The organism is Nocardioides aromaticivorans (genome assembly GCF_013408525.1).
Classification (GTDB): domain Bacteria; phylum Actinomycetota; class Actinomycetes; order Propionibacteriales; family Nocardioidaceae; genus Nocardioides; species Nocardioides aromaticivorans.
On the sequence record NZ_JACBZM010000001.1, the window covers coordinates 2,467,937 to 2,493,674 of the forward strand.

The 25,738-nt window shown below is 72.6% G+C and carries 20 protein-coding genes; 16 read left to right on the forward strand and 4 right to left on the reverse strand.

Annotated elements, in window-relative coordinates; all coding sequences use genetic code 11:
* Window positions 1-78 precede the first annotated feature (78 nt).
* From BJ993_RS11620 to BJ993_RS11685, 14 genes are all read left to right on the forward strand, one after another.
* Window positions 79-1,557, forward strand: coding sequence for a pyridoxal phosphate-dependent decarboxylase family protein (locus BJ993_RS11620; RefSeq protein WP_179648921.1), 1,479 nt, complete (start codon window positions 79-81; stop codon window positions 1,555-1,557).
* Window positions 1,554-2,864 (forward strand): lysine N(6)-hydroxylase/L-ornithine N(5)-oxygenase family protein, encoded by a 1,311-nt coding sequence (locus tag BJ993_RS11625; RefSeq protein WP_179648922.1) that lies wholly within the window; start codon window positions 1,554-1,556, stop codon window positions 2,862-2,864. The genes BJ993_RS11620 and BJ993_RS11625 overlap by 4 nt, the downstream gene beginning before the upstream one ends.
* On the forward strand, window positions 2,861-5,251 hold the full coding sequence (locus BJ993_RS11630; RefSeq protein WP_179648923.1) for a GNAT family N-acetyltransferase: 2,391 nt from the start codon (window positions 2,861-2,863) through the stop codon (window positions 5,249-5,251). The genes BJ993_RS11625 and BJ993_RS11630 overlap by 4 nt, the downstream gene beginning before the upstream one ends.
* Complete coding sequence (locus tag BJ993_RS11635; RefSeq protein WP_179648924.1) at window positions 5,248-7,251, forward strand: penicillin acylase family protein; 2,004 nt, start codon at window positions 5,248-5,250, stop codon at window positions 7,249-7,251. Before BJ993_RS11630 ends, BJ993_RS11635 begins: the two co-directional genes overlap by 4 nt.
* Window positions 7,248-7,793: a GNAT family N-acetyltransferase gene (locus BJ993_RS11640; protein ID WP_179648925.1), complete on the forward strand. Its 546-nt coding sequence runs from the start codon at window positions 7,248-7,250 to the stop codon at window positions 7,791-7,793. The genes BJ993_RS11635 and BJ993_RS11640 overlap by 4 nt, the downstream gene beginning before the upstream one ends.
* Before the next feature lie 46 nt (window positions 7,794-7,839).
* Window positions 7,840-8,331 carry a DUF6924 domain-containing protein gene (locus BJ993_RS11645; protein ID WP_036543518.1) on the forward strand — a complete coding sequence of 164 codons (492 nt, stop codon included), beginning with the start codon at window positions 7,840-7,842 and terminating at the stop codon, window positions 8,329-8,331.
* 115 nt (window positions 8,332-8,446) lie between these two features.
* Window positions 8,447-9,796, forward strand: coding sequence for an HNH endonuclease (locus BJ993_RS11650; RefSeq protein WP_179648926.1), 1,350 nt, complete (start codon window positions 8,447-8,449; stop codon window positions 9,794-9,796).
* A gap of 292 nt (window positions 9,797-10,088) precedes the next feature.
* Complete coding sequence (locus BJ993_RS11655; RefSeq protein WP_179648927.1) at window positions 10,089-11,672, forward strand: MFS transporter; 1,584 nt, start codon at window positions 10,089-10,091, stop codon at window positions 11,670-11,672.
* Between the two features lie 101 nt (window positions 11,673-11,773).
* Window positions 11,774-13,861 (forward strand): molybdopterin oxidoreductase family protein, encoded by a 2,088-nt coding sequence (locus tag BJ993_RS11660; RefSeq protein ID WP_179648928.1) that lies wholly within the window; start codon window positions 11,774-11,776, stop codon window positions 13,859-13,861.
* Between the two features lie 124 nt (window positions 13,862-13,985).
* Entirely contained in the window at window positions 13,986-15,533 is a 1,548-nt protein-coding gene (locus BJ993_RS11665; protein ID WP_179648929.1) for an FAD-dependent oxidoreductase, read from the forward strand.
* Window positions 15,534-15,536: 3 nt separating this feature from the next.
* The gene (gene nirB / locus BJ993_RS11670) at window positions 15,537-18,119 is read left to right on the forward strand and encodes a nitrite reductase large subunit NirB (RefSeq protein WP_179648930.1); all 2,583 of its coding nucleotides are present in this window, start codon (window positions 15,537-15,539) and stop codon (window positions 18,117-18,119) included.
* Window positions 18,116-18,505, forward strand: a complete 390-nt coding sequence (gene nirD, locus BJ993_RS11675) for a nitrite reductase small subunit NirD (RefSeq protein ID WP_179648931.1) — start codon at window positions 18,116-18,118, stop codon at window positions 18,503-18,505. The genes nirB and nirD overlap by 4 nt, the downstream gene beginning before the upstream one ends.
* Window positions 18,506-18,507: 2 nt before the next feature.
* A complete protein-coding gene (locus tag BJ993_RS11680; RefSeq protein ID WP_179648932.1) occupies window positions 18,508-19,626 on the forward strand; it encodes a uroporphyrinogen-III synthase in 1,119 nt (372 codons plus the stop codon).
* Window positions 19,623-20,333, forward strand: coding sequence for a sirohydrochlorin chelatase (locus BJ993_RS11685; RefSeq protein ID WP_179648933.1), 711 nt, complete (start codon window positions 19,623-19,625; stop codon window positions 20,331-20,333). Before BJ993_RS11680 ends, BJ993_RS11685 begins: the two co-directional genes overlap by 4 nt.
* Here BJ993_RS11685 and BJ993_RS11690 read toward each other — a convergent pair.
* Entirely contained in the window at window positions 20,323-21,012 is a 690-nt protein-coding gene (locus BJ993_RS11690; protein WP_179648934.1) for an LpqN/LpqT family lipoprotein, read from the reverse strand. The genes BJ993_RS11685 and BJ993_RS11690 overlap by 11 nt on opposite strands.
* Window positions 21,013-21,120: 108 nt before the next feature.
* The gene (locus tag BJ993_RS11695) at window positions 21,121-21,567 is read right to left on the reverse strand and encodes a MarR family winged helix-turn-helix transcriptional regulator (RefSeq protein WP_036543505.1); all 447 of its coding nucleotides are present in this window, start codon (window positions 21,565-21,567) and stop codon (window positions 21,121-21,123) included.
* A 154-nt stretch (window positions 21,568-21,721) separates the two neighbouring features.
* On the opposite strand from BJ993_RS11695, the gene BJ993_RS11700 reads away from it, so the two are divergent.
* Both BJ993_RS11700 and BJ993_RS11705 read left to right on the forward strand, forming a co-directional pair.
* Window positions 21,722-22,912 (forward strand): MFS transporter, encoded by a 1,191-nt coding sequence (locus BJ993_RS11700; RefSeq protein ID WP_179648935.1) that lies wholly within the window; start codon window positions 21,722-21,724, stop codon window positions 22,910-22,912.
* 28 nt (window positions 22,913-22,940) lie between these two features.
* On the forward strand, window positions 22,941-23,762 hold the full coding sequence (locus BJ993_RS11705) for an aldo/keto reductase (RefSeq protein ID WP_179648936.1): 822 nt from the start codon (window positions 22,941-22,943) through the stop codon (window positions 23,760-23,762).
* 84 nt (window positions 23,763-23,846) lie between these two features.
* Here the strand turns inward: BJ993_RS11705 and BJ993_RS11710 are convergent, their stop codons facing one another.
* Window positions 23,847-25,364 carry a sodium/solute symporter gene (locus BJ993_RS11710; protein ID WP_179648937.1) on the reverse strand — a complete coding sequence of 506 codons (1,518 nt, stop codon included), beginning with the start codon at window positions 25,362-25,364 and terminating at the stop codon, window positions 23,847-23,849.
* On the reverse strand, window positions 25,361-25,738 hold the full coding sequence (locus BJ993_RS11715; protein ID WP_179648938.1) for a hypothetical protein: 378 nt from the start codon (window positions 25,736-25,738) through the stop codon (window positions 25,361-25,363). The genes BJ993_RS11710 and BJ993_RS11715 overlap by 4 nt, the downstream gene beginning before the upstream one ends.

Sequence of the window (25,738 nt, forward strand, 5' to 3'; positions counted from 1 at the left end):
GCACTCCGGACCGGGGTGACAGGCTCTCCTCCGAAATGATTAGGTAAGCCTTACCTGATCTCGGAGGAGAGCCTTCCCGTGTCACAGCTTCCGTTGCACCACGTGTTCCACCCCGACCACGCCGACCACTACGCCGCGGCGATCGGCACCGGCCTCGACCACCTGCTCGCCCACCTCAAGGGCGTCAGCGGTCCCGCGACCGGGCTCCAGCCCGACGAGGCGTCGGCGCGGGTCGCGGCCGTCGACCTCGACCGCCCGCTGGCCGGCGTCGACGCCGTCCTCGCCGAGATGTCCGACCTGTGGCTGAACGACGCGGTCTGGTTCCACGAGAAGCGGTACGCCGCCCACCTGAACTGCCCGGTCGTCGTACCGGCCCTGCTGGCGGAGCTCTTCGTGGCCTCCGTCAACAGCTCCCTCGACACCTTCGACCAGAGCGTCGGCGGCACGTTCATCGAGCGGCGGCTGGTCGACTGGACCGCCGAGCGGATCGGCTTCGGGGCCGACGCCGACGGCGTCTTCACCAGCGGTGGCAGCCAGTCCAACCTGCAGGGCCTGCTGCTGGCCCGCGGTCGCCACGAGCGGGTCCCGGCCGAGCGGCTGCGGATCCTCGCGTCCGCCGAGAGCCACTTCTCGGTGCAGAAGTCCGCCCGGCTGCTCGGCCTCGGCGACGAGTCGGTGGTCAGCGTGCCGACCGACGAGCGGCACCGGATGGACCCGGCCGCGCTCGAGCGCTCGCTGGCCGCCTGCACCGCGCTCGGCCTGCGCCCGATGGCGATCGTCGCCACCGCCGGGACGACGGACTTCGGCGCGGTCGACCCGCTGCCGGCGATCGCCGACCTGGCCCGGGCCTACGACGCGTGGCTCCACGTGGACGCGGCGTACGGCGGCGGGCTGCTCGTCTCGCCCACCCGGCGCTCGCGGCTCGAGGGGATCGACCGGGCGGACTCGGTGACGATCGACTTCCACAAGACCTTCTTCCAGCCGGTGTCGTCGAGCGCGATCATCGTGCGCGACCGGGCGACCCTGCGCCCGGCGACCTGGCACGCCGACTACCTCAACCCGCGCGAGGCGACCACGCCCAACCAGGTCGACAAGAGCCTGCAGACCACCCGGCGCTTCGATGCGCTGAAGCTCTGGCTCACCCTGCGCACGATGGGCCCCGACCTCGTCGGGCAGTACGTCGACGCGGTGATCGACCTCGCCGGCGAGGTCCACGAGCGGCTGGCCGGCGCCGCGGACCTCGAGTTCGCGGCGGCGCCGGAGCTGAGCACCCTTGTCTTCCGCTACCTGCCGGCCGGCGGCGGGCTGGACGACGCGGCGCTCGGCGCGCTGAACACGACGATCCGGGCCGAGCTCTACGCGAGCGGCACCGCGATGGTCGCGGCCACCCGGGTCGACGGCGTGCACTACCTCAAGCTCACGCTGCTCAACCCGATGGCGAGCGCCGACGACATCGTCGGGATCCTCGACACGGTGCGGGCCTTCGGCGAGCGGATCGCGTCCCGTGACGGTCGCTGCACGACCTCCCCGACCACCGGCGTGGGGGTGGCGCGGTGATCACGCACGACTTCGTGGCGATCGGGCTCGGCCCGTTCAACCTGGGCCTGGCCTGCCTGACCGACCCGCTGCGCGGCACCGCCGAGTCACCGGGGCTCGACGGCGTCTTCCTCGAGGCCCGCGACCGCTTCGACTGGCATCCGGGGATGCTGCTCGACGACGCGACCCTCCAGGTGCCCTTCCTCGCCGACCTGGTCACCATGGCCGACCCGACGTCGCGCTGGTCCTTCCTCAACTACCTCAAGCAGGCCGGCCACCTCTACCCGTTCTACATCCGGGAGAGCTTCTACCCGCTGCGCCGCGAGTACGACGACTACTGCCGCTGGGCGGCCGAGTCCCTGCCCGGCATCCGCTTCGGCCAGCCCGTCACGGCGGTCGAGCACGACGGGGCGGCGTACACGGTCAGCACGGGGGCGGGGGAGACGTTCCGGGCCCGGCGGCTCGTCCTGGGCGTCGGCACGTCGCCGCGCGTCCCCGAGTCGCTGCGTCCGGTCGTGGGCCGGCCCGGCGTCACCCACTCCGCCGACTACCTCGCCCACCGCGAGGCGCTGCAGGCCCAGGAGCGGATCACGGTGGTCGGCAGCGGCCAGAGTGCGGCGGAGATCTACCTCGACCTGCTCGCTGCCGCGCCCGAGCACGGCTACGAGCTGGTGTGGCTGACGCGCAGCCCGCGCTTCTTCCCGATGGAGTACACCAAGCTCACCCTCGAGATGACCTCCCCGGAGTACGGCGCCTACCACCGCGCGCTGCCGATGGAGACCCGCGACCGGCTGGCCCGCGACCAGCGCCACCTCTTCAAGGGGATCAGCGCCGACCTGGTCGACGCGATCTTCGACCTGCACTACCAGCAGCGGGTCACCGGCGACGGGCCGCGGACGACGCTGCTCACCAACACCGAGGTGCGCGCGGCGCGACCCGTGGAGGGCGGGTCCGAGCTGGACCTGCTGCACACCGAGACCGGCGAGGCCTTCTCCCTGTCGACCGGTGGACTGGTGCTCGCGACCGGCTACGGCCCGACCGTCCCGGGGTTCCTGGACCGGATCGAGCACCGGATCCGCCGCGACGCACGCGGTCGCTACGACGTCGCCGACGACTACTCCGTCGACGTCGCCGGTGGCGAGGTCTTCGTCCAGAACGCCGAGGAGCACACCCACTCGCTGCTCGCACCCGACCTCGGGATGGGGGCCCACCGCAACTCGGTGATCATCGCGGCGATGCTCGGTCGTGAGGTCTACCCCGTCGAGAAGCGGATCGCGGTGCAGACCTTCGGGGTGCCGGACAGGTTCCGTCAGGAGGTCGCCCGATGAGCCGCTCCCTGACGTCCCGGATCACGATCGAGCCGCTCGACCTGTCGCGCGACGTCGGGCTCCTCCACGCCTGGGTCACCCACCCGCGCTCGGCGTTCTGGATGATGCAGGACGCATCGCTCGACGACGTCCGCACCGAGTACGCCGCCATTGCCGCCGACCCCCACCACGACGCCTTCCTCGGCCGGATCGGCGGACGCCCCACCTTCCTGGTGGAGACCTACGACCCGGCGCACGCCACCGGGATGGGTGATCTGCCCGAGCGGCGGCCGGGCGACCTCGGCATGCACGTGCTCGTCGCACCTCCCGAGGGCGCGCCCGTCCCCGGCCTGACGACGGCGGTCTTCGACGCGGTGATGGCCTTCTGCTTCGCCGACCCGGCCGTCGAGCGGGTCGTCGTCGAGCCCGACGTCCGCAACCACGCCATCCGCGCCAAGAACCTCGCCGCCGGCTTCACCGAGCTCCGCGAGATCCCGCTGCCCGGCAAGACGGCCATGCTCTCGGTCTGCCCGCGGGCGGACTGGAACGCCCCGGAGCTCGTCCGCCTCCCCGACCCGCCCGGCGCGGTAGTCCCGGACGAAAAGCACCGTCCGGGGGCCGACCTCGGTGCTTTTCGTCAGGGACTACCGTCCAGCGAGCACCTGACCCCCGACCTGATGGCGCGCGCCCAGCGGCACCTGGTGGCCAAGGCGCTGTCCGAGTTCAGCCACGAGCGGATGATCGCGCCGGTCGCCGAGCCGGGGCGAGGGGGACGCTGGCGGGTGGAGACCGACCGGTCGTCGTACACGTTCGCGGCGCGGGTGAAGAGGCTCGAGCACTGGGTCATCGACGCGGACTCGGTCGAGCGGACCGTCGACGGCGAGCCGCGCGAGCCCGACGCGCAGGAGCTGGTCGCCGAGCTGGCGCCGGTGCTGGGCATCCCGGACTCCCTGCTGCCGACCTATCTCGAGGAGATCGCCTCCACCCTCGCCTCCCACGCCTGGAAGCTGAGGCACCGGGCGGTGCCGGTCGCCGAGCTGGTCGACGCGGACTACCAGGAGATCGAGTCGGCGATGACCGAGGGCCACCCGGCCTTCGTCGCCAACAACGGGCGGATCGGCTTCGGGCTCGACGACTACACCGCGTTCGCACCCGAGACCGGCGCCGCCGTGCGCCTGCACTGGGTCGCCGCGCGGCGCAGCCTCACGCACCTGTCGCTGGGTGCGGACCAGACCGAGCAGGCCCTGTACGACGCCGAGCTGGCCCCCGCCGTCCGCGACCGCTTCCGCGCGCGGCTCGGAGCGCTGGGCCTGGCGGCCGACGACTACCTGTTCCTGCCGGTGCACCCGTGGCAGTGGCGCAACAAGCTGGCGATCACCTTCGCGCCGGACGTCGCGCGCCGCGACCTCGTCCACCTCGGCGAGGGCGACGACGAGCACCGACCGCAGCAGTCGATCCGCACCTTCTTCAACGCCAGTCGGCCCGAACGGCACTACGTGAAGACGGCGCTCGCGATCCAGAACATGGGCTTCGTGCGGGGCCTCTCGCCGAAGTACATGGAGGCGACGCCGGCGATCAACGACTGGGTCGCCTCGCTCGTGCACGCCGACGAGGAGCTGCAGGCGTGCGGCTTCGAGGTGCTGCGCGAGCTGGCGGCGATCGGCTACACGGGCGACGCCTTCCACCGGCTGGCCGGCACCTCCCCCTACCGGAAGATGATCGCGGCGCTGTGGCGGGAGAGCCCCGTGCCGCGGACTCCGGCAGGGGAGCAGCTCACCACCATGGCCGCGCTGCTGCACCGCGACGCCGACGGCGACGCACTCGTGACCGCGTGGATCAAGGCCTCGCCGGTCGACGCGGCGACGTGGGTGGCGGCGTACCTGCGCGCTTACCTGCGCCCGCTCGTGCACTGCCTGTACGCCTACGACCTCGCCTTCATGCCCCACGGCGAGAACCTCCTGCTGCGGCTGCGCGACCACGTGCCGGTGGGCGCCTTCATGAAGGACATCGGCGAGGAGATCGCGGTGATGGGTGAGCTGGACCTGCCGGAGGAGGCGGAGCGGGTCCGTGGCAGCTTCCCCGACGACGTCAAGGCGCTGGCGATCCACACCGACGTCCTGGACGGGGTGCTGCGCCACGTCGCCGCGATCCTCGACGAGGACGGGATCCTGCCCGAGGACGAGTTCTGGGCGATCGCCCGGCAGACCATCGAGCAGCACGCGGCCGACCACCCCGAGCTGGCGGAGGCCGCCGCGCGCTACGACCTGCTCCGCGAGCGGTTCCGCCACAGCTGCCTCAACCGGCTGCAGCTGCGCAACACGTTGCAGATGGTCGACATCGCCGACCAGGCCGAGTCGCTGATCTTCGCCGGGACCCTGGCGAACCCGGTCAGTCCCGTGGCGCCGTGATCACCCGGGATGCGTGGGGCATCCCGCACGTCACCGGGGCCTCTGTCCTCGAGGTCGCCCGGGAGCAGGGGCGCGCCACCGCGCAGGACCGGTCGTGGCAGCTCGAGGTGGAGCGGCGTCGTGCCGAGGGGACCTGCGCGGAGCTCTTCGGTGCCTCGGCCCGGGAGTGGGACGTGCTGGCCCGGCGGGCGCTGCTGGTCGACGTGGCCCGTCGCGCGCACGCGGCGCTGGCGCCGGAGAGCCGGGCCTTCGTCGACGCGTACGTCGACGGCGTCAACGACGTCGTCGGTGGTCGAGGAGGTCGCGCAGTGACCGTCACGAGACCCTGGCAGCGCTGGACGCCGCTCGCCGTCTTCGCCGTGCAGCACCTGCTCTTCTCCCGCTTCCCCGGCAAGCTCTGGCAGCACCACGTCGCGTCCGTCCTCGGCGACGACGCCGCCGAGGCGCTCGACGTGCTGCGCACCGAGGGCCTGCCCGGCGGCAGCAACGCCGTCGCCGTGGCGGGCTCCCTCACGGCGAGCGGGCTGCCGATCGTCGCCGGCGACCCGCACCGGGTCATCGAGGCCCCCGGCTGCTACGCCCAGGTCCGGCTCACCTGCACCGACCCCGAGGACCCCTTCGACGTCGCGGGCCTGACGTTCGCGGGCGTCCCCGGCGTCCAGCACTTCGGCCACGCCGGTTCCGTCGCATGGGGCGTCACCAACGCGGTCGCCGACGACGAGGACGTGTACGCCGAGGAGCTGGTCCGCCACCGCGGCGCCGTCATCGCGCGCGGCGCCACCGGCTGGGAGCCGGTCGCGCGCCGGTTCGAGGTGGTCCGGGTCCGCACCGCCGAGGACGTGTACGACGCCGTGCCGGTCGAGGTCCTCGTCACCGAGCGCGGTCCCGTGGTGACCGGCGGACCGGGGCGGCCCGACACCTTCAGCCTGCGCAATCCCGCGTCCGTGCTGGGGAATCTCGGCTTCGACACCCTCCTTCCCCTGCTGCGCTCGAGGTCCGCCACGGATGTCGCCGCGGCGTTCGCCCACTGGGTGGGCCCGGTCGACAACCTCCTCGTCGCCGACGCGGCCGGCATCGAGCACCGCGTCGTCGGCCGCGTGCCCACGCGCGGTGCGGACGGAACGTGGACCGGCTGGGTCGAGGACCTGCCCCGCCGGACCGGCGAGGTGCTGGTCACCGCCAACGACCGCGCCACCGACGACTTCGCGCGGATCGGCGACGACTTCGCGCCCCCGCACCGGGCACACCGGCTGACCGAGGTCGTCGACGGGCTGGTCGCTGCCGGCCCGGTCACGCCGGAGGCGCTCGGCGGTGCGTTGGCCGACGACCGGCAGGTCGCGGGGGAGGCGCTGCTCGACCTCGCCGCCACCCTGGTCGACCTGTCCCCGCCGGCAACGGTTCTGCGCGACCGGCTGCTCGCCTGGGACCGCCGGATGGCCGTCGACAGCGTCGAGGCCGCCCTCTTCGCCACGGTCCGGGCCGCGGTCGTCGAGGCCTACGCGACCGCGCCCGCCCTCGCCGGGGTCGACGCCTCGCCGTTCGGCGAGCTCTACGCCCCCTGGTTCGACCTCCGCGGCCGGCTCCGGCTGGCGCTCCCGACGCTGCTCAGCGCGCAGAAGGCCTTCGGTGTCGACCCGCTGCAGGCCGTCGCCGACGCGCTCGAGGTCGTCGCCCACGCGCCCGAGCCCGCGCCGTGGGGGAGCGCGCACGTCGTCGTACCACTGACAGCGGCGCAGCAGTTCGGCCTCGCGGCTCCCGACGGCCACGCCCCGCCGTGGCCGCCCGTCGCGGGCGACGACGACTGCGTCCTGGCGACCCGGGCGCTCGGCGGCACCGGCGCCTGTGTGCACGGCCCGGTCGCCCGCTTCGTGTGGGACCTCGCTGGTGACTCGCGCTGGGTCGTGCCGCTCGGCGCGTCCGGCGACCCGGCCTCACCCCACCACCACGACCAGCAGGCGGCGTGGGCCGCCGGCCGCACCATCCCCCTGGAGGACCGATGACCGTCGTCGTACGACCCGTGGAGCCCGCGGCCGATGCCGCCCTGATCACCGGCTGGGTGAGCGTCGAGCGCGCCTCCTTCTGGGGCATGGCCGGGCTGGGCCGGGCCGAGGTCGAAGAGATCTACACCTACATCCAGGAGCAGGAGCACCTCGCGGCGTACCTCCTCGTCCTCGACGACGTTCCCGTCGGCCTGTTCCAGACCTACGACCCGCAGGTCGATGAGATCGGCGGGTTCTACGACCGCCGTGAGGGCGACGTGGGCGTCCACCTGCTGCTCGCGGACGACGAGCGCCGGAGCGGCCGTACGGCGGAGGTCCTCGCCGCCGGGCTCGACTTCGTCGCCCACCTCCCCGGCTGCCGGCGGATCGTCTTCGAGCCCGACGCGCGCAACCACGCCTCCATCGCGCTGATGGAGCGGCTGGGCGCGGAGCGCGGTCCGCTGGTGGACCTCCGGACGTCGATCTCGGAGAAGCCGGCGCAGTTCTTCTTCCTCGACCGGGACCGGGCGCTGGCGCTGGTTGGGAGGAGCCCGCGCAGTTGAGGAAGAGCCGGGACGGGCGACCGGTCGGCATGAGAAGGTCCGGTCTGTGCCTGGCATCGATGGACTCACCACTGTTCTCGAGGCCGCATTGCCTAGAGAACGCCTCCCCCTGATCCGGGTGGACTTCAGCGACCCGAAGGCCTGGCGGCGTCTTGCGAAGGCCGTCTCAACGCCTGTCGATTTCAGCAGTCCGATCGACAACGACCCGGACGACTTCGACCCGGGCTACTCGGTCCCGCTCGACGTGATTGACGACCCGGCCTTCGCAGGCATCACGGCCGCCGACCTGGTCGACGCGGCGGAGCTATCTGAAGCGGCAGGTATGCGGGGCTACGCGATCCTCGTCGACACCCGCAGCGTCGCGGAGGCGGCAGGCGACGGCGGACTCGCATCAGTCGAGATCGTCGACCTCGCCAGGATCCCCGGTCAGACTTTCCGGTGCCTGGCCACCAGCGTGGCGACCGTCCACGCCAATCTGAGCACCGGCAATCTGTTCTTCGACGAGTTCACCACTGGTGACGAGGTCTTCGACGGATAGGTGACGATCTGCTCGGCCGTCTCCCCCGGCTAGTGCCGATGGGCATGCGCGCGTCCCCAGGAAGTCGGTTGTGGACAGCGTGGCGTTCGAACATGCGTTCGAGTATCATATGGGTATGGCAGCGCAGCTCACGGCGGAGGAGGTCCGATCCTTCGTTGACCGGATCACCGGTAGTGCCTGCCCGGAGCACCCTGCTGCGCAGGTCGACGTGGTCGCGGCGTTGGAGGTGTTGAAGTCGGCCGCGGCTGCGGTGCAGGCCGAGGTGTCGGTGGTGTACGACGCCCGCCGCCGCGCCGACGAGGCAGCGGCCGGTGTCCGGGCGGCCCGCCAGGGCCGCGGTGTCGCCTCCGAGATCGCCCTGGCCCGCCGCGAGTCACCCCACCGCGGGCAGGTCCTGCTCGGTCTGGCGAAGGTCCTTCACGCCGAGATGCCGCACACCCTGGCCCGGCTCCGCGACGGCTCCCTGTCCGAGTTCCGCGCGATGCTGCTGGCCCGCGAGACCGCCTGCCTGCCGCTTGAGCTACGGATGTTCGCCGACGAGGAGACCTGCGCCGACCCTGCCGCCCTCGCCGGGGTCGGGACCCGGGAACTGATCGGCCGGATCCGCCGGCTCGTGGCCGAGCTCGACCCCGCTGCGGTCGCTCGCCGGGCCCGCAAGGCCGCCAGCGAACGCAACGTCACGGTCCGGCCGGCACCCGACACGATGACCTACCTGACCGCGCTGGTCCCGGTCGCCCAAGGGGTCGCGGCCTACGCCGCGCTCCGCAAGGCCGCTGAGGCGGCCCGTGCCGCCGGCGACCCCAGGTCCCTCGGTCAGCTGATGAGCGACCTGCTCGTCGCCCGGATCACCGGGGTCGCCGACATCGGCACCCCCGAGGCAGCGCCGGCCGTGCCGGTCACGGTCGACGTGGTGATCTCCGACGAGTCCCTGGCCGGTGGCCACGCCCCTGCGGAGGTCTCCGCGGACGGCGTACCGGCCGAGGTGGTGCCGGTCGAGGTCGCCCGCAACCTCCTCGCCCAGGCCATCGACCAGCCGGCTGACAGCGAGGTGATCAACTGGTTCCGGTGCCTGTACCGCAACCGCTTGGGCCGGCTGGTCGCGATGAGCACCCGCAGCAGGTTCCACACCGAGGCGATGGGTGAGTTCCTCGCCCTGCGCGGGGCCGGGATCTGCGCCACCCCGTTCTGTGATGCGCCCATCCGGCACAACGACCACATCACCCCCGTCGCCGACGGTGGCGAGACCACGGCCGACGACGGCCAGGGCCTGTGCCAGGCGTGCAACCACGCCAAACAAGCCCCGGGCTGGCGACAACACCAGGTCGGGCACCCCGTCGACCGTCACCAGGTCGAGACGATCACCCCGACCGGCCACCGCTACACCGCCACCGCGCCCGCCCCACCCGGCTGGCGAGAACCCCGCTACGTCCAGACCGGCCCCGGCCGCTACCAGCTCATCGCCTGATCAGCTCCGCAACAGCAGGTCCACGCTGCCGATGTCCTGGAGTCGATCCACTGGCCGGTGCTCGGCCTCCGCGTTCGCAGTGAGGTCCGGATGACCGCCGACACGGAACGCACCGGAGGTGAGTCCGTGAGGTGCGTGAGCCCGTGAGATCGAGTTGACGCAAGGAAATCTCGCAACACGATGGGGCGAAACGAGGGGCGCACAGGATCGGGTCCACCATCCGACATCCCCGCGTCTCGTGACGCTTGCTGCGCAAGCTCCTCGACGACCGGGTAACGCCAGGAGCCCGAGAATGACACTGACCACCAACAACGGCCCGGACGAGTCGCTCGCCACCGCGCCGAGTCCGACCAAGGCCCACCGATCCGGGCGGTGGATCGAGGACTGGAGGCCCGAGGACAAGGAGTTCTGGGAGACCACCGGTGCGCCGATCGCCAAGCGCAACCTGATCTGGTCGATCTTCGCCGAGCACCTCGGGTTCTCGGTGTGGCTGATCTGGAGCGTCTCGTCGGCGTTCCTGGTCGCGCAGGGGTTCACCTTCACGCCGCAGCAGCTCTTCTTCCTCATCGCCATCCCGAACCTCGTCGGCGCGCTGATTCGGGTGCCCTACACCCTGGCGGTCGGCAAGTTCGGCGGTCGCAACTGGACGATGGTCAGCGCGGCCCTGCTGCTGATCCCGACCCTGTCGTTCGCCTACTTCGTGACGCAGCCGGACACGCCGTACTGGACCTTCTGCGTGATCGCGGCGACCGCCGGCTTCGGCGGCGGCAACTTCGCCAGCTCGATGGCCAACATCAACTTCTTCTACCCGGCGCGCCTCAAGGGCGCCGCGCTCGGCCTCAACGCCGCGGGCGGCAACCTGGGTGTCGCGATCATCCAGTTCTTCCTGCCCGTGATCGTCGGCGGCGCCGGCATCTTCGGCCTGGTGAAGGCCTCGCAGGGTGGCATCCACCTCGAGCGCGCTGCCTGGGTGTACGCCGGCCTCGCGGTCATCGCGGTGCTCGCCGCGTTCTTCTTCATGGACAACCTGTCCAACGCCAAGACCGACACCAAGCAGCAGCTGAGCGTGCTGAAGCACAAGCACACGTGGGTCATGTCGTTCCTCTACATCGGCACCTTCGGCTCGTTCATCGGCTACTCCGCCGCGATGCCCCTGCTCATCAAGCTGAACTTCTGGCGCCAGCCGGTCCCGGCGGTCGAGGGCATCGGCATCAACTTCGCCTTCTACGCGTTCCTCGGTGCCCTCGTCGGCTCGGTCGCCCGTCCGCTCGGTGGCTACCTGGCCGACCGCTTCGGCGGTGCCCGGGTCACGCTGCTCGCCTTCTCGGGCCTGGTCGTCGGCACGCTCGGCATCCTCTTCACGCTGAGCCAGCTGCAGGAGCTCCCGCCGCCGCCGGACAAGGCCAAGCTCGCGGAGATCGCCGCCGACCCGGCCGCCTTCCAGTACCCCGACGCCGTGCGGGCCGCGGTCGAGTCCAACGCCGACATCTTCCCGCTCTTCCTCGGCATCTTCCTGTTCGTCTTCGCCTGCACCGGCATCGGCAACGGCTCGACGTACAAGATGATCCCGGCGATCTTCCGCAAGGACGCCGTCGTCGCGACCGGTGAGGGCACCCCCGAGCGTGAGCTCGCCGTCCTCGACGCCACGAAGAAGTCGTCCGCCGCGGTCGGCATCATCGGCGCGGTGGGTGCGCTGGGCGGCTTCCTGATCCCGATCACGTTCAACAGCCCGTGGGTGACCGCGCCGCTCGACGCCACCAAGAGCGCCTTCACCATCTTCACGGTGTTCTACGTGGTCTGCGCCCTCGTGACCTTCACCGTCTACCTCCGCAAGCGCTCCGGCGCCAAGGCGGACACCGGGTACGTCGGGGTCTGAGTCGCCGCGCAACTACCGGATTCGTCGCGAGACCGCCGGGTCCGCGACGAATTCGGTAGTTGAACCGGAGCCACAACCGCCCGAGAACTGGAAGGGACGACATGACCGAGACCGCCGACCGCAGCCCCGTGAAGACGCACTGCCCCTACTGCAGCCTGCAGTGCGGCATGGCGATCTCGCGGAAGGGTCGCGCGGGCATCGAGATCGGTGCCTGGGAGGAGTTCCCGGTCAACGAGGGCGCGATGTGCCGCAAGGGCTGGACGTCCGGGGAGCTGCGCGGCAGCCGGGATCGGCTGACCACCCCGATGGTCCGCGACCGCGCCACCGGCGAGCTCCGAGCCGCCGAGTGGGACGAGGCCCTCGACCACATCGCCCGCCGGCTCGCGGTCCTGCAGGCCGAGCACGGCAACGACGCGGTCGCGGTCTTCGGCGGCGGCGGCCTGACGAACGAGAAGTCCTACCAGCTCGGCAAGTTCGCCCGGGTCGCACTCGGCACCAGCCAGATCGACTACAACGGCCGCTGGTGCATGAGCTCGGCCGCGAGCGCCGGCAACCAGGCCTTCGGCGTCGACCGCGGGCTGCCCTTCCCGCTGGTGGACATCGAGCAGGCGGACGTGGTCGTGCTCGTGGGCTCCAACCTGGCCGAGACGATGCCGCCCGCCGCCCGCCACCTCGACCGGCTCCGCGAGCGCGGCGGCAAGGTCGTGGTCATCGACCCCCGCCTGACCTCGACGGCCGAGCGTGCCGACCTCTTCCTGCAGCCGGTGCCCGGCACGGACCTGGCCCTCGCGCTCGGCGTCCTGCACCTGCTGGACGCGCGGGGCGCCGTCGACGAGGAGTACGTCGCCCGCCGCACCACCGGCTTCGACGAGGTCCGCCGCTCGGTGGCCGCCTGGTGGCCCGAGCGCGTCGAGCGCACCACCGGGGTGGCGACCGACGAGCTGCGGGCGCTGGTCGACCTGCTCGCCGGCAACGAGAAGGTGATCGTGCTGACCGCGCGCGGTGCCGAGCAGCACGCCCAGGGCACCGCGACCGTGCTCGGCTGGCTCAACGTGGCGCTCGCGCTGGGCATGCCCGGCAAGCCGTCGTCCGGCTACGGCTGCCTCACCGGCCAGGGCAACGGCCAGGGCGGCCGCGAGCACGGCCAGAAGGCCGACCAGCTGCCGGGCTACCGGATGATCGACGACCCCGCGGCGCGTGCGCACGTGGCCGGTGTCTGGGGCGTGGACCCGGACACCCTCCCCGGCAAGGGGAGGTCCGCCTACGAGTTGCTCGAGTCGCTCGGCGACGGCGGTGGCCCGAGGGCGCTGCTCGTCTTCGGCTCCAACATCGTGGTGTCCGCGCCGCACGCCACCCACGTCACCCAGCGACTGGAGTCCCTCGACCTGCTGGTCGTCTGCGACATCGTGATGTCCGAGACCGCCGCGCTCGCCGACGTCGTCCTGCCGATCACGCAGTGGGCCGAGGAGAGCGGGACCATGACCAACCTCGAGGGTCGCGTCATCCTGCGCCGGCGCGCGATCACGCCGCCGGCCGGGGTACGCAGCGACCTCGACGTCATCGCCGGCCTCGCCTCGCGCCTCGGCGCCCCCATCGACTTCTCGACCGACCCGGAGGAGATCTTCGAGGAGCTCGGTCGCGCGTCGGCCGGCGGCAAGGCCGACTACTCCGGCATCACCTACGCGCGGATCGCCGAGGAGAAGGGCGTCTTCTGGCCCTGCCCGGCGACCGATGGCGACGCCGCGCCCCACCCCGGCACGCCGCGGATGTTCACCGAGTCCTTCCCGACCCCGGACGGCCGGGCACGCTTCCTGGTGCAGGAGTTCGCCGGCGCGGCCGAGCAGCCCGACGCGTCGTACCCGGTGCACCTGACGACGGGCCGCGTGCTGGCGCAGTACCAGTCCGGCGCGCAGACCCGCCGGATCAAGGGGCTCACCGACGAGGGCGCGTTCGTCGAGATCCACCCGATGCTCGCCGACCGGATCGGCGCGCACGACGGCGATCCCGTCCTGGTCCGCACCCGGCGCGGCGAGATGAAGGCGCCGGCGCGGGTCGTGACCACCATCCGACCCGACACGGTCTTCGTGCCCTTCCACTGGGTCGGCGCCAACCGGCTCACCAATGACGCCCTCGACCCGTCGAGCCGGATGCCGGAGTTCAAGGTCTGCGCGGCCGAGGTCCTCGTCTGATTAACGCCCTCGTGACCGTCGCGACGGCGTGATGCCGTGAGGACGGTGAGGCCGTGAGGACTAGTTGACCTCGGGGTCCATCACGGGCGCGGGACGTGAAATCTCCGGCCAGCAGCATGGACACATGACCGAGAGCCACCGCCCCGACCAGCCGCTGCGGCGGCTCGTCGTCGTCGGCTCCGGCATGGCCGCGACCCGGCTCGTCGAGGAGCTGGTGGCCCGCCGGGCCACCGAGCTGTACGCGATCACCGTCCTCGGCGACGAGCCCGTGGCGCCGTACAACCGGATCCTGCTGTCCGCCGTCCTCGAGGGCACGCACCGCGCCGAGGCGCTCACGCTCCGCTCACCCGAGTGGTACGACGAGCACGGCATCGACCTCCGTCTCGGTGCCCGCGTGCTGGGGGTCGACCGCGACCACCGCGACGTGATGCTCGTCGACGGCACCCTCATCGAGTACGACGTCCTGGTGCTCGCCACGGGCAGCATCCCCACGCTCCCGCCGATCCGCGGCCTGGTCCGCATGGACGGCTCGCTCCACGACGCGGTGCACGCCTTCCGCAGCCTGGCCGACTGCGAGCGGCTGCTCGACGCGATCACCGCGACCGACGAGGACGGCCGTCCGGTCAACCGCCGCGCGGTGGTCGTCGGTGGCGGCCTGCTCGGCCTGCAGGTCGCCCGTGCGCTGGGCGCCCGCGGCCTCGACACGGAGATCGTCGAGGGTGCCGAGCACGTGCTCCACCAGCAGATCGACACCGCCGCGGGGCGCATCCTCGCCCGCGACCTGAAGAAGCTCGGCGTCGCGGTCTACACCGGCTCGCGGGCGATCCGGCTCGACTCGGAGGACGGTCCGCTGGGCCGGGGACGGGTCCGCGTCCTCGACCCGCTGCCGCGCAACCCCGGCCGGGTCTCGCTGCGCCTCGACAACGGCTTCACCCTCGACACCGACCTGTTGGTCCTCACCGCCGGCGGTCGCCCGTCGACGGCGCTGGCCCGCGGCGCCGGCCTCGAGGTCCGTCGCGGCATCGTCGTGGACGACCGGCTCGCCAGTGTCACCGACCCGAGCATCCACGCCCTCGGCGACTGCGTCGAGCACGGTGGTCGCACGACGGGCTTCGTCCCGCCGGCATGGGAGCAGGCCGGGGTCCTGGCGGGCATCCTCTGCGACGAGCCCGTGACGTACGACGGCGCCCGCATCGTCGCCCGTCTGCGGGCCACCGACCTCGACGTCGCCGTCCTGGGTGACGCCGAGCGGGAGATCGCCACCGGCGGCGAGGTCGTCGAGGTCTCCAACCCGATCTCCGGCTCGCACCGCCGCCTCGTCGTCCGCGACGGCCGGATCGTGGCCGCCACCCTGGTCGGCGACCTCTCGCGCGTCGGCCTGATCACCCAGCACTTCGACCGGCAGACGGTCCTCGGGCCGCGCGAGCCCGGGAACCTCCTCATGCCGGAGCGCACCGGGGAGGAGCGCAGCGCCGCGCTCACCCTCCCCGACGACGCCGAGGTGTGCGCCTGCGCCGGCGTCACCGCCGGCCGGATCCGCGGCTGCTCGTCGTACGAGCAGGTCCGCGACACCACCCGCGCGACCACCGGATGCGGTGGCTGCGCCAGCACCGTCCGCCAGCTCCTGCAGAGCCGCAGCAGTGACCCCGCCCTCGCCACGAAAGGTGCCTGAACCATGGCTCCTCACCTCCGCAAGCAACTCGTCGTGGTCGGCCACGGCATGGTCGGCCACCGCTTCGTCCAGGCCGCGATCGAGCGCGGGCTGACCGAGACCCACGACATCGTGGTGCTCGGCGAGGAGCCGCGCCCGGCGTACGACCGCGTCGCCCTGACCTCCTTCTTCGAGGTGGGCGCGGAGGCGCTCTCCTTCCTCCCCGAGGGCGTGTACGACGACCCGCGGGTCAGGCTGCTGCTCGAGGCCGAGGTCACCCACATCGACCGGGACGCGCAGGTCGTGACCCTCGCCGACGGCGACACGGTCCGCTACGACGAGCTGGTCCTCGCGACGGGTGCGGCGCCCTTCGTGCCGCCGGTGCCGGGCAAGGACCTCGACAACGTCTTCGTCTACCGCACCATCGAGGACCTCGAGGCGATCCGCGAGGCGTCGCGGGGCGCGCGGGCCGGTGCGGTGATCGGTGGCGGCCTGCTCGGCCTGGAGGCCGCGAACGCGCTGCACCAGCTGGGCGTCGCGACGCACGTGGTCGAGATGGCGCCGCGGCTGATGGCCGTGCAGGTCGACGACGCCGGCGGCGCGACCCTCAAGCGGCACGTCGAGGAGCTCGGCCTCACCGTCCACACCGGCGTGCTGACCGAGCTGATCGACGGGGACGCCGACGGGAAGGTCAGCGGCATCAAGTTCAAGGACGAGGACACGCTGCCCCTCGACATCGTCGTCTTCTCCGCGGGCATCCGCCCCCGTGACGCGATCGCCCGCGAGGCCGGCCTCGACATCGCCGAGCGCGGCGGCGTCCTGGTCGACGAGCAGTGCCGCACCTCCGACGAGAACATCTGGGCGATCGGCGAGTGCGCCGCCCCGGGCGGCCGGATGTACGGCCTGGTCGCGCCCGGCTACACGATGGCCGAGGTCGTCGTCGACACGCTGCTCGGTGGCGAGGCGGGTGCGTTCACCGGCGCCGACATGTCCACCAAGCTCAAGCTGCTCGGTGTCGACGTGGCGTCCTTCGGCGACGCCTTCGGCAGCACCGACGACTGCCTGGAGCTGGTCTTCGCCGACGCGGTGGCGGGCATCTACAAGAAGCTCGTCGTCAAGGAGAACGACAAGGGCGGCTTCGAGCTGCTCGGCGGCATCCTGGTCGGCGACGCCTCGGCGTACGGCGTGCTGCGGCCGATGGTCGGCAGTGGCATGGAGCTGCCGGCCAACCCGGAGGAGCTGATCCTCCCGGCCGGGCGCGGCGGCGGCGTCGAGCTCGGGCTGCCGGACGAGGCGCAGGTCTGCTCCTGCAACGACGTCACCAAGGCCGAGATCAAGGCGGCCGTCTCCGACGGGGCGACCCTCAACGACGGAGGCCCCTGCACCGACGCCGGCTGCGTCACCAAGTGCACGAAGGCCGGCTCGACCTGTGGGTCGTGCAAGACGGTCGTGAAGAAGATCGTCGAGGACCACTTCGCCGCGACCGGCAAGGTCGTCGACAAGTCGCTGTGCGAGCACTTCGCGATGACCCGGCAGGAGCTCTTCGAGGTGGTCGCCGTCCACGGCTACAACCGCTTCGACGACATCATCGAGGGCCACGGCAGGGGTCGCGGCTGCGACATCTGCAAGCCCGCGGTCGCCTCGATCCTCGCCAGCCTGCTCAACCACCACGTGCTCGACGGCGCCAACGCGACGCTGCAGGACACCAACGACGCGTATCTCGCCAACCTGCAGAAGAACGGCACCTACTCGGTCGTCCCGCGCATCCCCGGCGGCGAGATCACGCCCGACAAGCTGATCGTGATCGGCCAGGTCGCCAAGGAGTTCGGCCTCTACACCAAGATCACCGGTGGCCAGCGGATCGACCTCTTCGGCGCCCGCATGGAGGACCTTCCGGCGATCTGGAAGAGGCTCGTCGACGCCGGCATGGAGTCCGGGCACGCCTACGGCAAGTCGCTGCGCACGGTGAAGTCCTGCGTCGGCTCCACCTGGTGCCGCTACGGCGTGCAGGACTCCGTCGGCATGGCGATCGAGCTGGAGCTGCGCTACCGCGGCCTGCGCTCGCCCCACAAGCTCAAGGGCGGCGTCTCGGGCTGCGCCCGCGAGTGCGCGGAGGCGCGGTCCAAGGACTTCGGCATCATCGCCACCGAGAAGGGCTGGAACCTCTACGTCTGCGGCAACGGCGGCGCCATCCCGGCCCACGCGCAGCTGCTGGCCGGCGACCTGTCCCGCGAGGAGCTGATCCGCTACCTCGACCGGTTCCTCATGTACTACATCCGCACCGCCGACCGGCTCCAGCGCACGTCGTACTGGATGGACGCCATCGGCGGGCTGGACCGGATCCGCGAGGTCGTCGTCGACGACAGCCTCGGCCTCGGCGCCGAGCTGGAGGCCGCCATGGCCCGCCACGTCGACTCCTACTTCGACGAGTGGAAGGCCACGATCGAGGACCCGGAGAAGCTCGCCCGCTTCGTGTCCTTCGTCAACGCGCCCGGCACGCCCGACCCCAACATCACCTTCCGCGAGGAGCGCGGCCAGATCCAGGCCGCCAACAACGACGGGCCGGTCTCGCTCGGCGCCACGATCCCGGTGGGAGGCCCCCGATGACGCACACCGCCGAGCAGGACGCGACCGCGATGGAGACCGCCGTCTGCCGCCTCGAGCAGATCCGGCCCGAGTCGGGCGTCACCGCGCTCGTCGACGGCGAGGCCGTCGCCGTCTTCCGGACGTACGACGACCAGGTGTTCGCGCTCTCGAACTTCGACCCGTTCGGCCGCGCCTCCGTCCTCTCCCGGGGGATCGTGGGCACGAAGACGGTCCGCGCCGGCGATGCGGAGGAGCAGGTGCCCTTCGTGGCCAGCCCCCTGCTGAAGCAGCCGTTCGACCTCCGCACGGGCGCCTGCATCGACGACCCGGCGGTCGTCGTACCGACCTGGGACGTCCGCGTCGCCGACGGGATGGTGCTCGTCGGCGCGCGGCGCGAGACACTGTGACGGTGCCGACCAGCGAGCAGCCCCTCCTCGGATTCCGGATCGGGGTGACGGCTGCCCGCCGGGCCGACGAGCAGGTCGCGCTGCTGGAGCGCCGTGGCGCGGAGGTCGTGCACGCGCCTGCGCTGTCCGTCGACCCCAACCGGATCGACGAGGTCGGGCTGCTGGCCGCGACGAAGGACGTGCTGGCCCAGCCGGTCGACATCTTCGTCGCGACGACCGGCATCGGCCTCAAGTCGTGGTTCACCGCTGCCGAGCGGTGGGGGCTGCTGGACGACCTGACCGCCCACCTCGGCGGCGCCGAGATCCTCGCCCGCGGGCCCAAGAGCGTCGGTGCGCTACGCCGGTTCGGGCTGCGTGAGCTGTGGGCGCCGGAGTCGGAGGAGTTCGAGGACGTGCTCGCGCACCTGCGCGGGCGCGACCTCCACGGCGTGCGGATCGTGGTGCAGGAGCACGGCCAGTCGCTGTCGATGGCCGCGCACGCGCTGCGCCGGCTCGGCGCCGAGGTCACCACGGTCGCCGTCTACCGCGTCGAGGGAGCGGCCGACCCGGAGCCGATGTTCGCGCTGATCGAGCAGATCGCCGAGCGCCGGGTGCACGCGGTGACCTTCACCGCCGCCCCCGCGATCGCCGCGATGATGGAGGCCGCGACGTCCACGGGCCACCGCGACGAGGTCGTCACCGCCTTCCAGGCCGACGTCGTCGCGTCCTGCGTCGGTCCGGTCACGGCCGCCGCCTTCGAGATGTGGGGCGTGCCCTCGATCTACCCCGAGCGCTCGCGTCTCGCCGCGATGGTCAAGCAGCTCGAGACCGAGCTGCCCTCCCGCGCGGCCGGTACGTCGCTCGAGGTCGCCGGCCACACCCTGCTGCTCCACGGCGACGACGTGCTGCTCGACGGGGTCGAGGTCAAGCTGTCGCCGGCGCCGTACGCCGTCCTCCAGGCGCTGCTCGTCAACCCCGGCACCGTCGTCTCGCGTCGCGACCTGCTCGCCGCGCTCCCGTCCGGCACCGCCGGTTCGGAGCACGCCGTCGAGATGGCCGTCGCCCGGCTGCGGGCGGCGCTCGGCACCCGCTGCGTCCAGACCGTCGTCAAGCGTGGCTACCGGCTGGCGGTGACGCCATGAGGCTGGTCACCGTCGCCCACGGCACCCGCACCGCCGCCGGCAACCTCGTCGCGGCCGAGCTCACCGCGGCCGCCGGCCTGCGGCTCGGCGTCGAGGCCACGACGTCGTACGTCGAGCTGTGCGCGCCGCTCTTCGCCGACGTCGCCGCGGCGACGACCACCCCCACGGTGGTCGTCCCGCTGCTGCTGTCGACCGGCTACCACCTGCGCCACGACCTGCCCGCCGCCGTCGAGGCTGCTCCCCGCGCCGACCTCGTCCACCTCGGCGGCGCGCTCGGCCCGGACCCGTTGCTCGCGTCCGCCCAGGTCGACCGGCTCCGCGAGGCCGGCGCGACGCCCGGCCAGCCGGTCGTCCTCGTCGCCGCCGGCTCGTCCGACCCGCTCGCGACCGCCGACCTCGAGGGCGCCGCGACCCTGCTCGCCCATGCCTGGGGCGCGCCGGTCCGGCTCGCGACGCTGTCCGGTCTGGGTCAGCGGCCCGAGGCCGTCGTGCGGGCGGGCGATGCCGTGTCGCCGTACCTGCTGGCGACCGGGCACTTCCACCGCAAGGCCCGGCACGACGCCCTCGCCGCGGGCGCGAGCGTGGTCGCGGACGTCATCGGCCCGCACCCGCTGCTGGTCGACCTGGTCTGCGCGCGGGCCGTGACCCGGTGGTCGAGGAGGTTGCGCAGCAACCGTCACGAGACCCCGGCGGCCCTCACGGCGTGATCGTCGTGGTCGCGTCGATCTGCTGCAGCGCGGTCACGAGCACGTCGGTCTCCGCGGGCGGCGCGTAGGCGTTGAGCTGGAGCACGTAGAGGTCGTCCCCGTCGGGGATGACCACCGTCTTCTGCGCGATGGTGAGGTCCTGCCCGCCGTTGGAGTACGCGCCGAAGACCTGGACCGCGTCGTAGGCGCCCAGCGTGCTGGCCTCGCCCTCCTCGGAGGCGGTGAAGCCGTCGAGGCCGAGCAGCTCGCCGGGCGCGAGCTCCAGGATCCGCGCCGGGTCGGCCGGGCCCTCGACGCGGGCGAGCAGCGACAGGACCCGCGGTGGCTGGGTCGTGTCGGCCGCGGCGTCGTACACGAGGGCGCCGTACGACGCCTCGCTGCTGTAGTCGTCGCTCTCGCTCCAGCCGTCGAGGACCGGCAGGTCGACGACCGGGCCGTCGTCGTCGGGGCCGAGCGCGGTCTGGGCGATGCCCTCCTGCTCGAAGTACTCGAGGATCGTGGCCGGTGGGCCGGCCTGCTCGGTGGTGGCGTCGGAGGGCGTCTCGGTCGGCGTGCCCTCGGTGGCGGACGGGCTGTCGGACGACCTCTCCCGGCGGTCCGGCTCCTCGCCCCCGCAGGCGGCGATGCCGAGGGCGAGGAGCAGCACGGCGGGTGCGGCGAAGCGGGCAGGGTGGTTCACGGGAGGTCCTCCACGGATCGGTGACGGTGCGGGGAGGACGCTAGGCAGCGGCGCTTGGAGTTCGCTTGCGGTCGGCTGGGGCGGCTGGGGTCGGCCGTCGGAGCAGCCTCAGTCGACCGCGACCGAGCCCACGAAGCGGGCGAGCGCGGCCAGCTCGGGGATGTCGCCGGCCTCCTCGAGGGTCGTGCGCAGCACGTCGTCGTGGAGCGGCCGGGCCTTCTCGAGCAGCGCCCGGCCGGCGGGGGTGAGCTCGGTGTAGATGCCGCGCCGGTCGTCGGCGCACAGGATCCGGGTGAGCAGGCCGCGGTTCTCGAGGCGGGTCACCAGCCGGGTGGTCGCGGAGGCGGAGAGGGCGGCGGCGCGGGCCAGCTGCTGCATCCGCATGTGCCAGCCGTCCTGGCGGCTGAGCGCGTCGAGCACCGTGAACTCGACGACCGAGAGCTGGTGCTCGGCCTGCAGCGCCTTCTCCAGCGCGGCCTCGATCAGGCCGTGCACGGCGGCCAGCGTGCGCCAGCCCTGCGCGCGGATCTCGACGGCGTCGTCGGCGATGCCCATGGGTCCTCCTCGGTCAGTGACCACCAGCATACCCGGGTTGCGCGGGTAGTGCGCGTGTGCAACTATCAATACGAGGCGCGTGCAACTAATGCACGCGCCGACTATCGACAGACGCAACCCGTCTCCGCACCGTCCCCACCCAGGAGCAACTTCCATGCCCGTCGCACTGCTCGCCCTCGCGATCGGAGGGTTCGGCATCGGCCTCACCGAGTTCGTGATCATGGGCCTGCTGCCCGAGGTCGCCGACGACTTCTCCGTCACCGAGACCACCGCCGGCTACCTGATCTCCGGCTACGCCCTCAGCGTCGCGGTCGGCGCCGTCGCGCTCACCCTCGCGCTGACCCGCATCCCCCGCAAGACCGCGCTGCTCGGCCTGATGGTCCTCTTCATCCTCGGCAACCTGATCTCCGCGATCGCCCCCGACTACGGCACGATGATGGCCGGCCGCGTGGTCGCCGCCCTGTGCCACGGCGCCTTCTTCGGCATCGGCTCGGTCGTCGCCGCGCAGCTGGTCGCCCCCGACCGCAGGGCGAGCGCCATCGCCTTCATGTTCGGCGGGCTCACCCTCGCCAACGTCCTCGGCGTCCCGCTCGGCACCCTGCTCGGCCAGGCCGCCGGCTGGCGCTCGACCTTCTGGGCGATCACCGTCATCGGCGTCGCCGCGTTCGTGGGCATCGCCGCGCTCGTCCCCGCTCGCACCGGTTCCGGCGAGGCCGCGTCGGCCGGCGTGCGCGCCGAGCTGTCGGCGTTCGCCAGCCCGCAGGTGTGGCTCTCCATCGCGGTCACCGTGCTCGGCTACGGCGGCATGTTCGGCGGCTTCACCTACATCGCGTTCACCCTCACCGAGGTCAGCGGCTTCGCGTCGGGTGCCGTCCCGCTCCTGCTGGTGCTCTTCGGTGTCGGCCTCTTCGTCGGCAACCTGTACGGCGGCCGCGCCGCCGACCGCGACCTCGTCCGCACCCTGCAGGTCGCCCTCGCCGCGCTGACCGCCGTGCTCGCCGTGTTCGCCCTCACCGCCGGCAGCCAGGTGCTGACCGTCGTCATGCTGGTCCTCATGGGCGCCGTCGGCTTCGGCACCGTGCCCGGCCTGCAGATGCGGGTGATGGCGTACGCCGACCGCGCACCCACGCTCGCCTCCGGCGCCAACATCGCCGCCTTCAACGTCGGCAACGCGCTCGGTGCCTGGGTCGGCGGCCTGACCCTCGCCGCCGGGCTCGGCTACACCTCCCCGCTGTGGGCCGGCGCCGGCGTGACCGCGCTCGGCCTCCTCGTCCTGCTCGTCGCGGTCCGGGCCCCGGGCGGCGAGCGCCGCGCGGTCCCCGTCCCGGTCGCGGCCGCAGCCTGACCGTCGTACCCCTGAAGGAGAGAAGAACATGAGCACCATCCCCACCGTCACCCTCGCCAACGGCGTCGCCATGCCGCAGGTCGGCTTCGGCGTCTTCCAGGTGCCCGACGACGACACCGAGGCGGCCGTGAGCGCCGCGCTCGAGGCCGGCTACCGCAGCATCGACACGGCCGCCGTCTACGGCAACGAGCGGGGCGTCGGCCGCGCGATCGCGGCGTCCGGCATCGCGCGCGACGAGCTGTTCGTGACCACCAAGCTGTGGAACTCCGACCACGAGCGCCCGCTCGAGGCCTACGAGCGCAGCGTCGAGCTGCTCGGCCTCGACCCCGACCTCTACCTCATCCACTGGCCCACCCCCGGCCGCGACCTCTACGTCGCCGCGTGGCAGGGCCTCGAGGAGCTGTACGCCGCCGGCCGCGTCCGCGCGATCGGCGTCAGCAACTTCCTGCCGGAGCACCTCGACCGGATCGTCGCCCTCGGCGGCACGGTCCCCGCGGTCAACCAGGTGGAGCTCCACCCGGCGCTGCAGCAGCGCTCGGTCCAGGCCGCGGACGCTCGCCACGGCATCGTCACCGAGGCCTGGAGCCCGCTCGCGCAGGGCGCCGTCCTCGCCGACCCCGCCATCACCGGTATCGCCTCGAGGCTCGGTCGCACGCCCGCCCAGGTCATCCTGCGCTGGCACCTCCAGCAGGGCCGCGTCGTGATCCCGAAGTCGGTCACGCCGTCGCGGATCGCGGAGAACCTGGACCTGTTCGGCTTCGAGCTCACCGACGCCGACCTCGGCGCGATCGATGCGCTCGAGCGCGACGGCCGCACGGGTCCGCACCCGGCGGAGTTCGACGCGGCGTGACCGGTCCTGGTTTGCCACGCAACTACCGAAATTGTCGTGGATCGGCCCTGAGCACCACGAATTTGGTTGGTGCGTGACCCCCCCTCAGGAGCCCCCGCGTCCGGCGCCCAGCGTCTCCGGGGTGTGCAGCCGGACCAGGAACCGCCGGGCGTGCGCAGGTGCGCGCCCGGCGGTGGCCAGCGAGACGACGACCATCACCGCGAAGGCCAGCGGCACGCTCCACGCCGCGGGCTGGGTGAGCAGGGCTCCGCTCCAGCCGGACGCGTCGACGCCGGCGAGGTTGAGCACCGCGGCGCCGCCGGCGCCGAAGCCGCCCGCCGCGAGGCCGGCCAGCGCTCCCGCGTCGGTGAGGCCGCGCCACCAGATCCCGAGCACCAGCAAAGGGCAGAAAGTCGACGCGGCCACGGCGAAAGCGAGCCCGACAGACTGGGCGACGCCGACCTCGCCGACGACCAGCGCCACCAGCAGGGGTACGACGACCGCCACCGCCGCCGCGAGCCGGAAGGCCGTCGCGACGGAGGCCCGCTCCCCGACCAGCCGGTTGGTCACGTCCTGCGTCACCACGCCGGAGACCGCGATCGCCAGGCCGGACGCGGTCGACAGGAAGGCCGCGAAGGCGCCGGCGGTCACCAGGCCGGTGAGCAGCTCGCCGCCCCAGCCGTGCAGCATCAGCCGCGGCAGCTCCAGCACGAGGACGTCGGCGTGGCCCTCGCGGACCAGCCGGTCGCCGTACACGCGGCCCAGGGCGGCGTACACGGGCGGCCAGAGGTAGAAGAGGCCGAGCAGCGCCAGCACGGCGAGGGTGGTGCGGCGGGCGCCGCGGCCGTCGGGGTTGGTGTAGAAGCGCACGACCACGTGGGGCAGGCCCATCGTGCCGAGGAAGAGCGCGATGACCAGCGAGTACGTCGAGTAGAGGCCGACCGCGCCGCCACCGGCGACCGGGTCCGACCACTCGCCGCCGACGCCCGCGCCCGTCGGCCGGCCGTCGCCCCACCACACGACGAGCAGCACCATGGCGGGGACGAGGATCGCGGTCAGCTTGAGCCAGTACTGGAAGGCCTGGACGAAGGTGATCGACCGCATCCCGCCGGACATCACGTTGACCAGCACCACCAGCCCGACGATCACCGGACCGACCCACTCGGGCGCGCCGATCGCGGACTCCAGCGTGATGCCGGCGCCCTTGAACTGCGGCACGAGGTAGAGCCAGCCGACACCGACCACGAGCAGCGAGGACGCCGCCCGCACCCAGCGGGAGCCGAGGCGCGCCTCGGCGAAGTCGGGCAGCGTGTAGGCGCCCGAGCGGCGCAGCGGAGCGGCGACCAGCACGAGCAGGACGAGATAGCCGGCGGTCCAGCCGACGGGGTACCACAGCACGTCGGCGCCGCCGAGGAGCAGCAATCCGGCGACGCCGAGGAAGGATGCGGCGGAGAGGTACTCCCCGCCGATGGCCGACGCGTTGAGCCGCGGGCGCACGGTGCGCGAGGCGACGAAGAAGTCGCTCGTCGTACGGGAGAAGCGCAGTCCCCACGTGCCGATCGCGACCGTCGCGACGGTGACCGCGAGGACCGCGACCAAGCCGGGGACGGCGTCGGTGCTCACGACGACTCCTCCGAGCCGCCCTGGACCAGGTCCGCGAAGTCCTGCTCGTTGCGCTCGACGCTGCGCACGTAGCGCCAGCCGAGCAGCAGCAGGAACGGGTAGACGACGACGCCCAGCAGCAGCCACGCGAGCGGCGCGCCCGCCACCTCGACGTCCACCAGGCCGGGCCACAGGTGGAAGGCCAGCGGCAGGAGGCCGAGGGTCAGCCCCAGCGCCGTGAGTACGGCGAGGGCGAGGCCGAGCTGCTCGCGCAGCAGCGAGCGCAGGTAGACGTCGCCCAGCGCGGTCTGCTCGTGGACGTCGCCGAGCCGGCTGGCCGGCCGGCCGGACGTGGTGTGCCGGGGCGGCCCGGTGACGCGGACCCGCTCGGTCAT

Bases quoted from the DNA above. Each gene is read 5' to 3' on its own strand.
- BJ993_RS11630 (WP_179648923.1), top strand. From the start codon at position 2,861: ATGAGCCGCTCCCTGACGTCCCGGATCACGATCGAGCCGCTCGACCTG.
- BJ993_RS11640 (WP_179648925.1), top strand. From the start codon at position 7,248: ATGACCGTCGTCGTACGACCCGTGGAGCCCGCGGCCGATGCCGCCCTG.
- BJ993_RS11650 (WP_179648926.1), top strand. From the start codon at position 8,447: ATGGCAGCGCAGCTCACGGCGGAGGAGGTCCGATCCTTCGTTGACCGG.
- BJ993_RS11655 (WP_179648927.1), top strand. From the start codon at position 10,089: ATGACACTGACCACCAACAACGGCCCGGACGAGTCGCTCGCCACCGCG.
- BJ993_RS11660 (WP_179648928.1), top strand. From the start codon at position 11,774: ATGACCGAGACCGCCGACCGCAGCCCCGTGAAGACGCACTGCCCCTAC.
- BJ993_RS11665 (WP_179648929.1), top strand. From the start codon at position 13,986: ATGACCGAGAGCCACCGCCCCGACCAGCCGCTGCGGCGGCTCGTCGTC.
- nirB (WP_179648930.1), top strand. From the start codon at position 15,537: ATGGCTCCTCACCTCCGCAAGCAACTCGTCGTGGTCGGCCACGGCATG.
- nirD (WP_179648931.1), top strand. From the start codon at position 18,116: ATGACGCACACCGCCGAGCAGGACGCGACCGCGATGGAGACCGCCGTC.
- BJ993_RS11685 (WP_179648933.1), top strand. From the start codon at position 19,623: ATGAGGCTGGTCACCGTCGCCCACGGCACCCGCACCGCCGCCGGCAAC.
- BJ993_RS11695 (WP_036543505.1), bottom strand. From the start codon at position 21,567: ATGGGCATCGCCGACGACGCCGTCGAGATCCGCGCGCAGGGCTGGCGC.
- BJ993_RS11700 (WP_179648935.1), top strand. From the start codon at position 21,722: ATGCCCGTCGCACTGCTCGCCCTCGCGATCGGAGGGTTCGGCATCGGC.
- BJ993_RS11705 (WP_179648936.1), top strand. From the start codon at position 22,941: ATGAGCACCATCCCCACCGTCACCCTCGCCAACGGCGTCGCCATGCCG.
- BJ993_RS11715 (WP_179648938.1), bottom strand. From the start codon at position 25,738: ATGACCGAGCGGGTCCGCGTCACCGGGCCGCCCCGGCACACCACGTCC.